Origin of the sequence: Bacillus sp. ES1-5, assembly GCF_022487605.1 — a bacterium.
Lineage (GTDB): Bacteria > Bacillota > Bacilli > Bacillales > Bacillaceae_G > Bacillus_A > Bacillus_A wiedmannii.
On sequence record NZ_JAKVPU010000012.1, the window covers coordinates 119,591 to 134,497 of the forward strand.

Here is a 14,907-nt window from a genome sequence, read left to right on the forward strand (position 1 = left end):
CTGACTACAGTTTCACTATATTTTAAAACGAATAACCTTACTGTATTCTGCTATTCATTATAGCAACATCGTCCCCAAAATTACACAAAAAAACAAACCCTTATGAAAGGGTTTGTTCATTGTCTACATATTCAGCTATTTTTTGAACAACGCCAGGTTCAAGTTGCTCTAGTATAGAAGCCGCTTGTTCTAAAGCTGCATCGTATTGATATTCACGGAATAATTTCTCCGCATAATTTAAGCTCTCTGCAAGGTTCTCATCGTGACTGCGGTAACGATTACCGTATTGAATTAATTTTTCAACTAAATACGCTTGTCCAATTAACTCTTCTGTCATTTCAGCTACACCATTAACAGTTGTGTACGCTTCTTCTAAACTGCTATTTACAGCGTTCATATTTAACGGTTTCACTTCTAACTGTTCATATACAGCTTGCATTGCCATTTGTCCTCTTTTTAAATCTTCCATAATGCTCTCTGGAAGACCTGGCAAATTCGACTTTTGCATAAAACGTTTCGTTTCAAAAATGATATTTCGCATTTCTTGTAACTTCTCACGCGCTTCAAATTCCTCTTTACGCATCGTTTGCAGCATTTCTTTATATTCTGCATGAAGCACTTTTAACGTTTCACATTGCTCATAAACCTCTTCTAGTTCCTCACGAATAATAGAAAAGGCAATATCTTGTTCCGCAACGCGTAATTGGAGCATTTCAAAACGTTTCGTTAAAATGTGCATTTGCTTTTCAATTACTTTTTGAGACTCAATGTCCTTATCTTGTAACTGATAACTTTGTTTCACAAGTTGTGTTTCTGCTTTTGTTTCAATCGTTTCAATGCGAATTTCTTCTAAGTCTTCATAAACAGAAAGTGTTTTTTGCTCGACATAATGTCTCGCATGTACTTCTTGTTCCAGTTGATCATAGAAGCCATCTAAACGCGTTTTTAAGTTTTCTACTTTTTCAGCTGCTTCCGTTATATGAAGCTCTTGTATATCCATTAAACATGTTTGTAGTTGCGTCGTCATATCACGAACTTCTTTAGGGACTTCCAAATACTCTAATACATAACCTTGTCTTACCATATCATTATGTCCGTGCAATAAATCTTCCAGCTGAACTGGTAACGTCGCTTGACACTCTACCAATAAATCTGGAATTTGGTGAATAATGATTTCTAAGTTTGCCAAACCTTCTTCCAAACTAATAACAATTTCTCTCGCTTTTAAATAGTCGCCATTATCTGTTGCCTCTTCAAAGCTTTTAAACTTATTAGATTCAGCGTCTAGCATTTCTTCGATTTTCTGCTCTGCTGCTCCATACATATGTCTATGAGCAAGAACACTCTTCTTCATACTACGATATGTATCACGTAACCCTTCAATTTCCGAGCTGTTTTTTTCATGGCTTTCTAACAATTGCTGTAATTCATTTAAAATGTCTGTAATACGATTATCAGCGTCATCTAAACCACTTATGGATTCATTCATCGCATGCTTTGCTTTTCGGAAGGAGAATTGCGAGGCGAATTTTCGCGCTTGCGCTAAATCTTTGTCTGCTTTCGGAAGGGTTGTTGATACAATCTCATCCCATTCTTCACGCCATTTACCAAACAGTTCTTCTGTTTGACCTGTCATATTTAAATCTTTCACCCGTTTTAATTCATCTGCCACAGGCTTATCTTTTATCTCTTGTTTCCACTGCTCCAGTGCTTCAATATCTTTATATGAACGATTTCTTATCACAAGCTCTATCATGAGCAGCACTAGAATAGAGCTTACTACAATGATAACGATCGTCAGGATAGAATCCATGCAAAAAAGCCTCCTAGTTATATCTCTTTTTTTGTCCGTTCCGTTTATGAAATGGAAGGCATTATGTATAAAAAGGGAATTCCCCTATATTTAACAACTAACAATGTACTAATCATACCATGTAATGGCTTGTTTTTGACCTAGTTTTTTTTAAAATTTCATGTTTCTTTCAATGCAATTGTAATCTTTCTCAATCTTCTGTTTGGATTATCTCCCATCATCAAATGATTGTAATAACAGGTTCTCTTTCATATGAGATACGAAATAAATTTTGCGCACAAGTGATGGTTCAATAGAAATCGCATGCACATTCCCTTGCTTTACCGCTTGCTCTACTGCCATTTCTGGAAGTAACGTAATACCCAGTCCAGCTCCGACCATCGCAAGCATCGGTTCTGCATAAGAAGTTTCAAATGCAATGATTGGTTTCGCACCTATCCCTTGAAACATATTCGTAATCATTTTCCTTACATCACAAATTTCTGGATATACGATTAACTTTTCATTTTGCAAATCTTCCATTCGGATTACCATTTTCTCTTTATAAAGATGATCCCTTGAAACTACACAAACAATTTTTTCTTCTCGCATTTCTTTTATACACGTAGCGTCTTCTACTACTGAATCGACGAACATCGCTTCAATCTTCCGTTCTTTAAAAAGTCCTATTAGTACTTTCGTATGCTCAATTTTCCATTCTACTTCGAATCCATCACCTATCACATCTTTATATCTTGATATATAATGTGCTGCCAAACTTGGCAATATGCCTATAAAAATTTTCCGCTTCTCTTGAAAATTCTTCATTTCGGCTTTCACTTCATATATGTGTTCCAAAACCGGTAACATCCTTGTTATAAATAACTCTCCAGCCTCTGTTAATTCCACTCCTTGCGCGGAACGCTTGAGTAAAGTAACCTCTAAATCCGCTTCTAACCTTTGAATTTGCTTACTAAGCGCCGGTTGAGAAATATGTAAAAGCTTACTCGCCTTTGATAAACTTCGCGTATTCTTCACTTCAATAAACGATCGTACTGCTTCCAAATCCATCGTACACACCTCTAACAAAAAGTTATAACTGTCATAAAAAATCGATATTTCCTTCTATAAACAATTACTCTTTATACTTATTTCATCAACTTACTATAACGAAATGAAAAGGGGAAAGATACTCTTGGACAAAAAACAAATGCTACTCGGATCCCTCCTATGCTTACTTGCCGTAACTGCTTGGGGATTTATGTTTCCTGTCATGGCAAATGCCCTGCAGTTTATCGATCCGTTCTTCTTCACAACTATCCGATACGGATCAGCAGCTATTATTTTTCTTATTTTGCTATTCATTACTGAAGGAAAAACTTCACTCCACTTAGAAAAAAGAACACTTTCGCTATTCTTTTACGGAACAGTCGGTTTCGCTGGATATGGTTTTCTCATTTTTTACGGCCAACAACTTGCCGGGCCTTCTGGGGCCATTCATGCTGCGATGATTCAGTCTCTTATGCCGCTCATCGCTTTATTATTGCAGTGGATAACAAAAAACAAACGCCCACAAAACTACACATTCCTTTGTATGTTCGTTGCATTGCTCGGTGTTATGCTTGTCATTTCAAAAGGAAATATTCACTTATTATTTGGAGCTGCCAGTCACCTCTCAACAAATATACTTATGCTATGCGGCGTTACTTGCTGGGTCATTTATACGAACGGCGGTGCTCGTTTTCAATCTTGGTCACCACTTCGATATACGACGTTAACTTGTTTATTCGGCTCGATTTCACTCATCGTGATTGTCACTTTCTTCACTTATACAAACATCGTTACTGTACCGTCGTTACGTACAATTATGAACGTTCGTTTTGAACTCCTTTATATGTCAATTATTGCAGGTGTTATCGCTGTATTTTGCTGGAACACAGGAAATCGCTATATTTCATCTATTAACGGCATATTATTTATGAATTTAGTTCCTGTACTTGCACTTATCGGTTCCATCTTTCGAGGTTATACAGTCGACAAAATTGAAATTGCCGGAGCCTCATTAACAATTATCGCGCTATTATGCAACAATGTATGGCAAAGGAAAGAAAGCACAAAAATCCCCACCTCAGTTCGTTAGGTGGGGATTTTTCAAATATGAACAGCTCTTGGCAATTCATAGTATATATTCGTTATACATAATGTTTGCTCCATCCATTGTTCAATTTCTTTCGTGTACATTTCTATGAAAAATGTCTCAGACGGAAAAGAATGCAGCACTTCTGATATATATTGTGGATATAAAAACGGCATATTCATCATGCCTTTTAATTGCGTCATAAACATTGTAAAAGATACCTTCTTAAACTCTTGCTTCACTTGTCCCTGTCTAATCATTTGCTCTATATAATATCTTTCTTTAGAAAAGTAAATGGTCATCACTTCGCGAATTAATGTCGTATCAAGTGAAAGCTCTCGGTAGAAGAAACGTGTCAGTTCCCTATTTTCAAATTGATATCGTAAAATCCCGCGCACCATGTGCACCATCACATCTTTAGCCGACAAATATTCTCTTTGTTCAAAGGACGTTTCAATCACATGAATATATCCTTCTAAAAAGTCAGTAATAAGCTGTTCTAATAGCCCTTGCTTTCCAGCAAAATAATATGAAATATTCGCTACATTCACATCCGCTCGCTTTGCAATGTCTCGCACCGACGTTCCATCATAACCTTTCGTGTTAAACAACGATATTGCCGCATCAATTACTTTTTGTTTCGTCTGTTTCATGCGCTCACTTCCTCTCACTGAACAGCTATAGTTTAAATTTCTTGACTTTTAAGACAAATTCCTTTAATTTTCTATCGACAAAGTCATGTGAAATACATCGTATTTTGCTAATATTTTACACATCTCGATAAAAAGGGAGTTGTTTCCATGTTTACAAAAGAAAGTTATGCAGGTTCTCGTGAAGAGCAATACGAGACAGTAATTAAACAACTGGATGCATTATTAACTGGCGAACCGAACGTAGTCGCAAACTTATCAAATGCGTCCGCATTATTAAATCAATTTTTAGATCGTGTGAATTGGGTTGGCTTTTATGTAACAGAAGGAAATCAGCTTGTTCTTGGACCTTTCCAAGGAATGCCTGCTTGCGTGCGCATTCCATTTGGACGAGGCGTTTGCGGCGTTGCAGCTGAAACAAAAACAACGCAGCTTGTAGCAGACGTTCACCAATTCTCAGGACATATCGCTTGTGATAGTGCTTCTAATTCAGAAATCGTTGTACCGATTGTGAAAGAAGAAACTGTTATTGGTGTACTTGATATTGATAGCCCTGAAAAAAATCGTTTTGATGAAGTAGATCAGCGCTATTTAGAAAAATTTGTGGAAACACTCCTAAAACATATTTAAAAAAGAAAAGAGCGAGTTATCGATTGCGTACATCCCGTACGAAACCGATAGCTCACTCTTTTTTATTGGTTACTAACAGTAGATATCTTCTTTAGTGCCTCCTCTAAATCAGAAACGATATCCTCCCATGATTCTAAACCGACAGATAAACGTATTAAATTATCGTAAATACCCATTTCTTGTCTTAGCTCAGCTGGAATCGCAGCGTGCGTCATCGTTGCCGGATGCTGAATTAACGTTTCTGTATCCCCTAAACTTACCGCAATTGTAATAAAATGAAGATCATTGATAAACGCTTGCGTCTCTTCTTTTCCGCCTTTTACTGAAAAAGAAATCACACCGCCGCCTCGTTTCATTTGGCGAGATGCTAACTCCCCTTCTGGATACCAAACACCTTCTACCGCATCATGATTTTTCAGAAACGATACAATTTTTTCGGCATTATCACAATGGCGGTCCATTCTTACCGCTAACGTCTTTAATCCGCGTAATAATAACCATGCATCAAACGGCGCCATAATACCGCCGATATCTTTTCGCATCGGGCGAATTTTTTCAGCTAACGCTTTCGTTTTACAAATCGTTACACCCGCCACAACATCACCATGACCGCCAATATATTTTGTCGCACTATGAACGACCGCGTCACAACCAAGCTCAAGCGGTCTTTGTAAATAAGGTGAACAAAACGTATTATCAACAACGACAAGTAAGCCATTTCGCTTCGCAACCCGAATAACTTGTTTTAAATCGATTAATTTCATCGTTGGATTAATCGGTGTTTCAACGAAAATAACCTTTGTATTTGGACGGATTTTATTTTCGACATCATCCTCTGTCTCCATATCACAAAACGAATGCGTAATCATAAATTTCTCTTCTAACACTTCTAAAAAACCGTACGTGCACCCGTATAATCCATTTGAACAAATAATATGATCTCCAGCTTTTAGAAAGCCAATTAACGTTGCTGAAATAGCTGCCATTCCTGATCCGAAAGCAAGTGCTTCTTCTCCTTCTTCTAACACCGCCATACGTTCTTCAAATAATTTTACAGTTGGATTTCCAAGTCTTGAGTAAATATAAGACGGATCCACTCCCGCAAAACTCGCCTCTCCTTGCTGCGCAGTCTCAAATGTAAATGTAGACGTTTGAAATAACGGTGGTGTTAAACTTCCTTTATGTTCCTCTGATGTATACCCGTGATGAATTAACGCTGTCTCCATATGCTTCTTTTTCATAAAAACATCCCCTTTATGTTTTTATTGCCGCATATTCACCAGTAAAAACTGATGAACGTTTTTACTACATTTTATGTAAGCGTTTTATTTGTGTTTCTATCTCTTCTTTTATATTGTTTTAAATTCCTTCTTATATTAATTTCCAAAATTTATATGCATAAAACAAAAACGTACTCGCTTGACGAAACTCTGGGTAAAAGATATAATAGCGTTTGTGTAAAATAAAAAGGCAGCCTTGTAATGTGAGTTTATCGTTTGTATTTTGTTCCTCTACGGAGGTGTATCTCGTAACTCCCTGCTGCTGGAGCGAAGGTACATGAAAACAAAATGCCCGTAAATATCGATTACGTCTGTTTTTATTTTACGTAAATAAAAACATTTTTAAAGGAGGAGTCAACTATGGCTCGTTATACAGGTCCAGCTTGGAAACTGTCTCGTCGTCTTGGAATCTCTCTAAGCGGCACAGGAAAAGAATTAGAAAAACGCCCTTACGCACCAGGTCCTCACGGTCCTAACCAACGTAAGAAACTTTCAGAATACGGTTTACAATTACAAGAGAAACAAAAACTTCGTCACATGTACGGCATGACTGAGCGTCAATTCCGTCGCACATTTGACCAAGCAGGTAAAATGCCTGGTAAGCACGGCGAAAACTTCATGATCCTTCTTGAAGCTCGTCTTGACAACTTAGTTTACCGTATGGGCTTAGCTCGCACTCGTCGTGCAGCTCGCCAATTAGTAAACCACGGTCACATCACGGTTGATGGATCTCGCGTAGATATCCCATCTTACCGCGTTAAACCTGGTCAAACTATCAGCGTTCGCGAAAAATCTAACAGCCTTGTTGTTGTTAAAGAAGCGATCGAAGTTAACAACTTCGTACCAGAATACTTAACTTTCGATGCTGATAAATTAGAAGCTACTTACACTCGTCACGCTGAGCGTTCTGAGTTAGCAGCTGAAATCAACGAAGCATTAATCGTAGAGTTCTACTCTCGTTAATGACAAAAAGCCAATCCTCTGGATTGGCTTTTTTCAATTCTCACCATAATTTTTATATCCCACGTAACACAAAAATCCCAATACCCTATACTCCCCTCTAAAACAAATATTTTTTATTTAATCAAATTCAAACAAAAAGAATAACCTTCCTATTTTCATACAGAACTCCTGTTATATTATGAAATTTCCCAGAATAACAATAATATTAAGGTTTTTTAAACTTTATAACGAGGAGACATTGATATGGAATTCAGAAATGACATAAACAAAATAGCTAACCAAATCTTAGAGCGAAAAGAGTACATAACTAATGAAGAAATGACCAAGCAATCATTAATTATTCCTTTTCTTCAAAAGCTAGGTTATGACGTTTTTAGCCCTTTAGAAGTTAGACCTGAATATATTGCAGATTTTGGAACTAAAAAGGGAGAAAAAGTCGATTATGCGGTTTTCAAAAATGGAGTTCCAATTATTTTAATTGAGGCAAAATCTGTAACAGAAAATCTCCTTAAACACGATGCGCAACTATCTAGGTATTTCAATGCCTTACCTGATGTCAAAGTAGGGGTACTAACTAATGGTGTAGAATACAAGTTTTATACTGATTTAACAAATGACAATGTGATGGATGAAAAACCATTCTTCACATTCGGAATGGATAATTTAACCAATTTAGATATTGAAACAATTGAAACTTTTACAAAAGAAAATTTTGAAGCTGAAGAAATCGTAAAATATGCCGAAGAGCTTATTTATATGACCAATTTAAACTCTACAATTAAAGAATTATTTAAAAATCCTTCAGATGACTTCCTTCGTTTTCTAATTAAAGACTTTAGCTCAACTAGAATTACAAATAACGTTTTAGAACGATTTCGACCAATTGTTAAAAAAGCAATTAATCGAACACTATTAGAAATAATCAGTGATGGTTTAACACCAAAAGAAACAAAAACATCGGAGAAAATAGAAACAAGCCTAGTTGCAGCCGCTTCTACCGAAATAATTAAAGATATTAGCAAAGAAGACAAAACAGATAGAGTTTTCACTACCGAAGATGAACTGACTGCCTTTAACATTGTTAAAGAGATATTAACTGAAAATCAAAGAAACATCAGCGACCTTAAATATAAAGATACCATTAGTTATTTTTGCATCATGAATCGTGTAATCACAAAATGGTTTATACGTCTCTTCCTCGATGGAGAAGCAAAATCCTTAGTTGTAAGATTAGATTTAGAAGCTACTAAACAGCTATGCCCTAATTTTGCAGTTGAACAGGCTCCAAAATCACAGGGAGTGAGTAGAATTTTCATTGATAATGTTACTGATTTAAAAGATTTGGAACCACTTATTATTTCGTGCTATGACCAAATTTTAGCTAATGCTTAAAAAAGATAAATTTTCACTCTTCTTATAACAACCTAAAAAAGCCAATCCTCTGGATTGGCTTTTTTCGTTTATATATAAAATAAAATTATTTATTTTCCTCTTTCTGAACATATACATAAGCATCTTTCTGCTCTTTATGTACATCAACCTTCGAATTCTCTGCAAGCTGACCCGCGTTTAGCAAAGAAAAAATAATGAGCGCTTCTAGTGACATTTTGTTTTACCACTCCTTTCTAGTTGTTATACATTTATCATACCGCTTACATGTGATTTCCGTATGAACTCGAAAAGGAGATTACAACAAAAAGGTTACAGGCATGTGAATGCACGCTATAATAACCATTAAATAGGAGGTCGATTCATTTTGACAATAAATCAAATGGTTCAATTAGGTAGTGCATGTATGTTGTTTATTACTTCCGCACTTATTAATTGGTATCAGGGGAGTAATTTGATAGATGATCCCGATGAATGGAAATATAGCGCTAAGTTTACGAATTACTTTAAAGGCACCGTTTCAAATTACCAAGATATTTATCAACTCGATTTCTTTATATATGCAGCAAAATTTTATCCGGCGGCATTTATCGTTATGCTAATTAGCTTACTTTATATGCTCATATTAATTCTTTATATTCTATTTAAAAGAAAAGATCCGGCAATCTAAATTCATACATAAAAACCCCGAATCATAAACTTTTCAGCCTACAATCCGGGGTACTATTTGTTTTATATTCGTTTCTGATTAGTAACGAATTAAGAAATATTTCTTTTTACCGCGGCGAATGATTGTGAAGTTACCTTCGATGCGGTCGTTTTCTGTTACAACGTAGTCTAATGCTTGTGTACGTTCACCGTTTACGTAGATTGCGCCGTTCGTTACATCTTCACGTGCTTGACGTTTTGATGGAGAGATTTTGCTTTCTACAAGTAAGTCGATTAATACTGTATCTTCTGCAGTACGTTCTACAGATGGTACGTCTTTGAATCCTTGCTCGATTTCGCTTGCAGTTAGTTCTGCTACAGAACCGCTGAATAATGCAGCTGAAATTTTAATCGCTTGCTCTAATGCTTCTTCACCGTGAACAAGTTTTGTCATTTCAGAACCTAATGCTTTTTGTGCTGCACGTTTTTCTGGTGCTTCAGCTACTTGCTTTTCAAGCTCAAGAATTTCTTCATGAGATAAGAATGTGAAGTATTTTAAGTATTTAACAACGTCGCGGTCATCTGTGTTGATCCAGAATTGGTAGAACTCGTAAGGAGTTGTTTTTTCTGGGTCTAACCAAATTGCGCCGCCTTCTGTTTTACCAAACTTCGTACCGTCAGATTTTGTAACTAGTGGAATTGTTAAACCGAATGCTTTCGCATCTTCTTCTGATTTACGGATTAATTCAAGACCAGCTGTAATGTTACCCCATTGGTCACTACCACCGATTTGCAAGCGACAATTATGGTTTTGGTATAAGTTTAAGAAGTCGTATGATTGTAAAATCATATAACTAAACTCAGTGAATGAAATACCAGTATCTAAACGAGATGCTACTGTATCTTTTGCTAACATATAGTTTAAACCGAAGTTTTTACCGATATCGCGTAAGAATGAAATGACATCTAAGTTACCAAGCCAGTCATAGTTGTTAGCCATTGTTGCTGGGTTGTCCACGTTTTCGAACTCTAAGAAGTTTGAAAGTTGGTTTTTAATGCTTTCTGTGTAGTAAGCAACTGTATCTTTCGTATTTAATGTACGTTCTGCTTTTTTACCACTTGGGTCACCGATCATACCAGTACCACCGCCAACAAGTGCGATTGGTTGGTGACCAGCTAATTGGAAACGACGTAACATTAATACTGGTAACATATGACCGATGTGTAAGCTATCCGCTGTCGGATCGAAACCACAGTATAATTTAACGCTTTCTTTTTCTAATAATTGCTCAAGTCCCTCAGCGTCTGTTTGCTGATTAATTAGACCGCGAAATTCAAGATCTTGTAAAATACCCATATCCTACATACTCTCCTTTAAGTTCATTACTGGCGTGAAGGTTGAAAACATAAAAAAATCGCCCCTTTAAATAAGGGACGATTTTGATTATCGCGTTACCACCCTAGTTGCAGGCAAAAAAAAGCCTACCACCTTATTTACATAACGGCTTAGCACCGTCTTTTCCCTTTTGAATACAATTCAATCGAAAAAAGATGCTCTAGGGGCGTAATTCGCGATCATCTATGTGCTGATTTTCACCGGCCATCAGCTCTCTAAAACAGGGAAATGATCACTACTTCTCCCTTTCCACGCTCAATTATTCATATACTTTTCTTTATACCATCATTTATATAGGCGTGTCAAATAAGGGCCGGATTTCTCTTCTTGCCAATCCTTTACAACGCCATAAAGAGTATCGTAATAAGAGAAAAAATTGGAACTCCAACTAATAACGATACATGAAACACAACAGATAAATCATTCCCAATCGTAGCCTCCACAGGGTCTTTCACTGGAGAACCAAGAAATCCGATTAATCGATCGAAGCGACTTACCGTTTTTGGAAAATCTGGTATTCCTACATGGTCACTATCTAAATGCTGCTGTAATTTATGTTCATTCTTAAAGGGATTTTCGCTCAATTTCATCCACCTCCAGCAATTGTTTTAATTTCTTTATTCCGTTATGAAGTCTCGACTTTACTGTTCCAATCGGAATGTTTAATATCTCTGCAATCTCTTTTTGCTGCATATCATGATAATAAGAAAGGATTAGGACCGCCCTTTGCTCTTCGGGAACTTTCAAAATTGCTTCTCTTACTGTAAGCCGATCTTCGTGAGAAAATTCTTTTTCCTGAATCGGCACTAAAAATGGCAAAAGCGTACGCCACTTTTTTCTTCTATTTAATTTATTAATCATAAGACGATAACCAATTTGAAATAAATACGTTTTTATTTTACCTTTTTCAAGTTCATACATATGTTTCTTACGCTCTAGCGTCAAAAACGTATCTTGCACAAGGTCGATACTCAATTGTTCATCTCGGTTAAATCGATACAAAAATGTGTATAGCGCTGGTTTGATTAAAACATATAGTTTTTCTCCCGCCTGCTTATCTCCATTTTTGTACGCAAGCATGAGCTCTTCCTCAATCCCAATCTGCGCCATGATTTTTGATCTCCTTTATTCCTTTTAACGTTAACGAAATACGGGAAATTAAATAGCAACTTGCGACAATAATCCATGTTTGTGATTGAAGCGTAAAAAATTGAACATATGGATTTTGTATTGTATGACCACTTAAAACTAAAATATTTAATGCTTGCACACATATGCATGCATACACTGCCAGACAAGCTGAAATCGTATCAAATACATTCCAGCGAAAGTACACTTTTGTTTTTGTAAAATCAATTTTATATCCTTTTTTCCGTACTATATGTTTTCTATCAAACGGAATAATGATTGAAAACATAACAATCATCATCACGCCAGCTGTAATCATTGAAACTTTAAATCCGATTGGCATCGGTAATAGCAAACCACAAGAAAATACGACTATAATTCCAAGTAAAGCAAAAGCAAGAAGTAATTTATTAGACATAAAAAAGCCTCCCTCATCTATTCTTTCATAAATGTATACAGACGAGGAAGGCACTTCGTTCAAATATTATTTTATTTTTTTAATAATCTTTGCAGGATTTCCGCCAACTACTACATTGTCCGGCACATCTTTCGTTACGACGGCGCCAGATGCGATCACCGCGTTGTCTCCAATTGTTACACCAGGATTAATAATCGCTCTTCCGCCAATCCATACGTTATCACCAATTGTAACTGGTTTTCCGTATTCTGATCCGCTTATGCGCTCTACCGGATCAAGCGGGTGTGTCGCTGTATAAATGTGAACACCTGGAGCTAACATGCAATTCACTCCGATTGTCACCGGGCATACGTCTAAAATCGTACAATCAAAGTTCGCGTAAAAATTTTCGCCAACGTGAATGTTATAGCCGTAATCACATCTGAAAGAAGATTCAAGATAAATGTTATCTCCAGTCGTTCCGAATAATTCTTTTACGATTTCGCTACGCTCTTTTAATTGTACTTCTGGCGTATCATTGAATTTTCTCGTTAATACACGTGCTTGCGCTCTCTCTCGTACTAAAACTGGATCAGCCGGTATGTACATTTCTCCTAATATCATCTTTTCTTTTTCTGTTTTCATCCCACTATCCCCTTTAACTCGTATATATAAGTTTATGATACCATAAAAAAGAAAGGTCTGAACGTTATTTCGTTCAGACCTTCCTTTCTTAATCTTCCATCGTTGATAAGTCACCTGTCGGTAAGTTTAATTCCCACGCTTTTAATACGCGGCGCATAATTTTACCACTTCTCGTTTTCGGTAATTTATCTTTAAATTCAATTTGTCGTGGCGCTGCATGAGCTGCTAGGCCTTTTTTTACAAATTGACGAATCTCTTCTTTTAATTCATCAGATGGTTCATATCCAACGCGAAGCGCGATAAATGCTTTAATGATTTCACCACGTACTGGATCTGGAATGCCGATTACACCAGCTTCCGCAACAGCCGCATGCTCGATTAATTTGCTTTCTACTTCAAACGGACCAACTCGCTCACCTGACGTCATAATTACATCATCAATACGCCCTTGGAACCAGAAGTATCCATCTTCATCCATATAAGCAGAGTCACCTGATACGTACCAATCTCCCGGCATAAAGTAAGATTCATACTTTTGCTGGTTATTCCAGATTCCACGCATCATCGCTGGCCAACCTTTACCAATTGCTAAGTTACCCATTGTGTATGGAGGAACTTCATTTCCTTCATTATCAACAATCGCTGCTTTCACACCTGGAATTGGTTTACCCATTGAACCTGGACGAATTTCCATACAAGGGTAGTTACAAATAACTTGTCCACCTGTTTCTGTCATCCACCACGTATCATGAATACGAAGTCCAAATGCGTTCATACCCCAGCGAATTACTTCTGGATTTAATGGCTCACCAACGCTTAATACGTGGCGCACTTGTGATAAATCATATTTTTTAATTGTATCTTGTCCAGCTCCCATTAACATACGGAACGCTGTTGGCGCGCTATACCAAACTGTTACACCGTAATCTTGCAATGCTTCATACCATGCTTCTGGACTAAAGCGCCCGCCTAAAACAACATTTGATGCCCCAACTAACCACGGTGCAAAAATACCGTAAGCTGTTCCAGTTACCCAGCCTGGATCAGCTGTGCACCAATATACATCGTCTTCTTTTAAATCTAATACCCATTTCGCCGTTTGATGGTGCTGCACCATTGCATTTTGCGCATGAAGCACACCCTTTGGCTTACCAGTAGAACCAGACGTGTAATGTAAAATTAAACCGTCTTCACGGCCTAACCATTCAATATGTAATTCTTTTGAAGCTTGTTCAAATAAAGGATTGAACGCTACTGTTTTACCGCCTTCTTCTACATTATCTCCAACAAGGAAGACTGTTTTTAAAGCAGGTAAATCATTTAATGGTACGCGCTCTAACAATTCAGGCGTTGTAATTAACACCTTCGCTTCACTATCTTCTAAACGATCGCGAACTGCGCCTTCCATAAATGCTTCAAATAGCGGACCAACGATCGCCCCTAATTTCACTGCACCAAGAAGTGCAAAATATAATTCTGGAGAACGCGGCATAAAAATAAAAACGCGATCGCCTTTTTCTACATCGCCATAATTTTTCAGGACGTTTCCTGCTTTATTAGAAAAATCCTTCATTTCCTTAAATGTATACTTCTCTTTTCGCGATCCATCTTGATAATAAAGGGCTACTTTATTTTTACGATCGGATTTCGCATGCTTATCAATTGCCTCATACGCCATATTTACTCGGCCTGTTTCATTCCAAGTAAAGTTTTTATTAACCTCTTCCCAGTTAAAATTCGCGTATGCCTCATCATAATTCGGCAAATTATTTTCTCCTTTAATGACAGGAAGCGTTTCTACTTTCATACTTTACATCCCCCTCCTATGTATTCTATTATCTATTATAATGAC

16 protein-coding genes and 1 other annotated feature are annotated in these 14,907 nt (G+C 36.9%); of the genes, 5 read left to right on the forward strand and 11 right to left on the reverse strand.

The genetic code is table 11. The annotated features are described in order from the left end of the window. Nucleotides 1–100: 100 nt before the first annotated feature. Both ezrA and MKO96_RS26550 read right to left on the reverse strand, forming a co-directional pair. A complete protein-coding gene (gene ezrA / locus MKO96_RS26545; RefSeq protein WP_240589170.1) occupies nt 101–1,813 on the reverse strand; it encodes a septation ring formation regulator EzrA in 1,713 nt (570 codons plus the stop codon). Nucleotides 1,814–2,020: 207 nt separating this feature from the next. Then, nucleotides 2,021–2,863 (reverse strand): LysR family transcriptional regulator, encoded by an 843-nt coding sequence (locus tag MKO96_RS26550; protein WP_240589171.1) that lies wholly within the window; start codon nt 2,861–2,863, stop codon nt 2,021–2,023. A gap of 124 nt (nt 2,864–2,987) precedes the next feature. Between MKO96_RS26550 and MKO96_RS26555 the strand changes: the two genes are divergently transcribed. Further along, complete coding sequence (locus tag MKO96_RS26555) at nt 2,988–3,932, forward strand: DMT family transporter (RefSeq protein WP_240589172.1); 945 nt, start codon at nt 2,988–2,990, stop codon at nt 3,930–3,932. Nucleotides 3,933–3,943: 11 nt separating this feature from the next. Here MKO96_RS26555 and refZ read toward each other — a convergent pair whose 3' ends face one another. Beyond that, the gene (refZ, locus tag MKO96_RS26560; RefSeq protein WP_240589173.1) at nt 3,944–4,582 is read right to left on the reverse strand and encodes a forespore capture DNA-binding protein RefZ; all 639 of its coding nucleotides are present in this window, start codon (nt 4,580–4,582) and stop codon (nt 3,944–3,946) included. 147 nt (nt 4,583–4,729) lie between these two features. On the opposite strand from refZ, the gene MKO96_RS26565 reads away from it, so the two are divergent. Next, the gene (locus MKO96_RS26565; protein ID WP_240589174.1) at nt 4,730–5,209 is read left to right on the forward strand and encodes a GAF domain-containing protein; all 480 of its coding nucleotides are present in this window, start codon (nt 4,730–4,732) and stop codon (nt 5,207–5,209) included. Between the two features lie 62 nt (nt 5,210–5,271). Here MKO96_RS26565 and megL read toward each other — a convergent pair whose 3' ends face one another. Further along, nucleotides 5,272–6,450: a methionine gamma-lyase gene (gene megL / locus MKO96_RS26570; protein ID WP_240589175.1), complete on the reverse strand. Its 1,179-nt coding sequence runs from the start codon at nt 6,448–6,450 to the stop codon at nt 5,272–5,274. A gap of 399 nt (nt 6,451–6,849) precedes the next feature. Here megL and rpsD point away from each other — a divergent pair, with 399 nt between their 5' ends. Together rpsD and MKO96_RS26580 are read left to right on the forward strand one after the other, a co-directional pair. Further along, nucleotides 6,850–7,452 carry a 30S ribosomal protein S4 gene (gene rpsD / locus MKO96_RS26575; protein WP_000135322.1) on the forward strand — a complete coding sequence of 201 codons (603 nt, stop codon included), beginning with the start codon at nt 6,850–6,852 and terminating at the stop codon, nt 7,450–7,452. 243 nt (nt 7,453–7,695) lie between these two features. Next, nucleotides 7,696–8,844 carry a type I restriction endonuclease gene (locus MKO96_RS26580; protein WP_240589176.1) on the forward strand — a complete coding sequence of 383 codons (1,149 nt, stop codon included), beginning with the start codon at nt 7,696–7,698 and terminating at the stop codon, nt 8,842–8,844. An 85-nt stretch (nt 8,845–8,929) separates the two neighbouring features. Here MKO96_RS26580 and MKO96_RS26585 read toward each other — a convergent pair whose 3' ends face one another. Continuing rightward, complete coding sequence (locus MKO96_RS26585; RefSeq protein ID WP_000050944.1) at nt 8,930–9,058, reverse strand: hypothetical protein; 129 nt, start codon at nt 9,056–9,058, stop codon at nt 8,930–8,932. A gap of 150 nt (nt 9,059–9,208) precedes the next feature. Between MKO96_RS26585 and MKO96_RS26590 the strand changes: the two genes are divergently transcribed. Next, on the forward strand, nt 9,209–9,511 hold the full coding sequence (locus MKO96_RS26590) for a YjdJ family protein (protein ID WP_087982427.1): 303 nt from the start codon (nt 9,209–9,211) through the stop codon (nt 9,509–9,511). A gap of 78 nt (nt 9,512–9,589) precedes the next feature. On the opposite strand, the gene tyrS is transcribed toward MKO96_RS26590, so the two are convergent. The 6 genes from tyrS to acsA form a co-directional block, all read right to left on the reverse strand. Then, a complete protein-coding gene (tyrS, locus tag MKO96_RS26595; RefSeq protein ID WP_240589177.1) occupies nt 9,590–10,846 on the reverse strand; it encodes a tyrosine--tRNA ligase in 1,257 nt (418 codons plus the stop codon). Between the two features lie 70 nt (nt 10,847–10,916). Beyond that, nucleotides 10,917–11,146: a binding site (T-box leader), on the reverse strand. 77 nt (nt 11,147–11,223) lie between these two features. Continuing rightward, complete coding sequence (locus MKO96_RS26600) at nt 11,224–11,469, reverse strand: hypothetical protein (RefSeq protein ID WP_087982430.1); 246 nt, start codon at nt 11,467–11,469, stop codon at nt 11,224–11,226. Then, nucleotides 11,450–11,995 (reverse strand): RNA polymerase sigma factor, encoded by a 546-nt coding sequence (locus MKO96_RS26605; RefSeq protein ID WP_087982432.1) that lies wholly within the window; start codon nt 11,993–11,995, stop codon nt 11,450–11,452. The genes MKO96_RS26600 and MKO96_RS26605 overlap by 20 nt, the downstream gene beginning before the upstream one ends. Continuing rightward, the gene (locus tag MKO96_RS26610; RefSeq protein ID WP_240589178.1) at nt 11,976–12,431 is read right to left on the reverse strand and encodes a hypothetical protein; all 456 of its coding nucleotides are present in this window, start codon (nt 12,429–12,431) and stop codon (nt 11,976–11,978) included. Before MKO96_RS26610 ends, MKO96_RS26605 begins: the two co-directional genes overlap by 20 nt. Before the next feature lie 66 nt (nt 12,432–12,497). Continuing rightward, a complete protein-coding gene (locus MKO96_RS26615; RefSeq protein ID WP_240589179.1) occupies nt 12,498–13,055 on the reverse strand; it encodes a maltose acetyltransferase domain-containing protein in 558 nt (185 codons plus the stop codon). Between the two features lie 88 nt (nt 13,056–13,143). Beyond that, entirely contained in the window at nt 13,144–14,862 is a 1,719-nt protein-coding gene (gene acsA / locus MKO96_RS26620) for an acetate--CoA ligase (RefSeq protein WP_240589180.1), read from the reverse strand. Nucleotides 14,863–14,907: the final 45 nt, after the last annotated feature.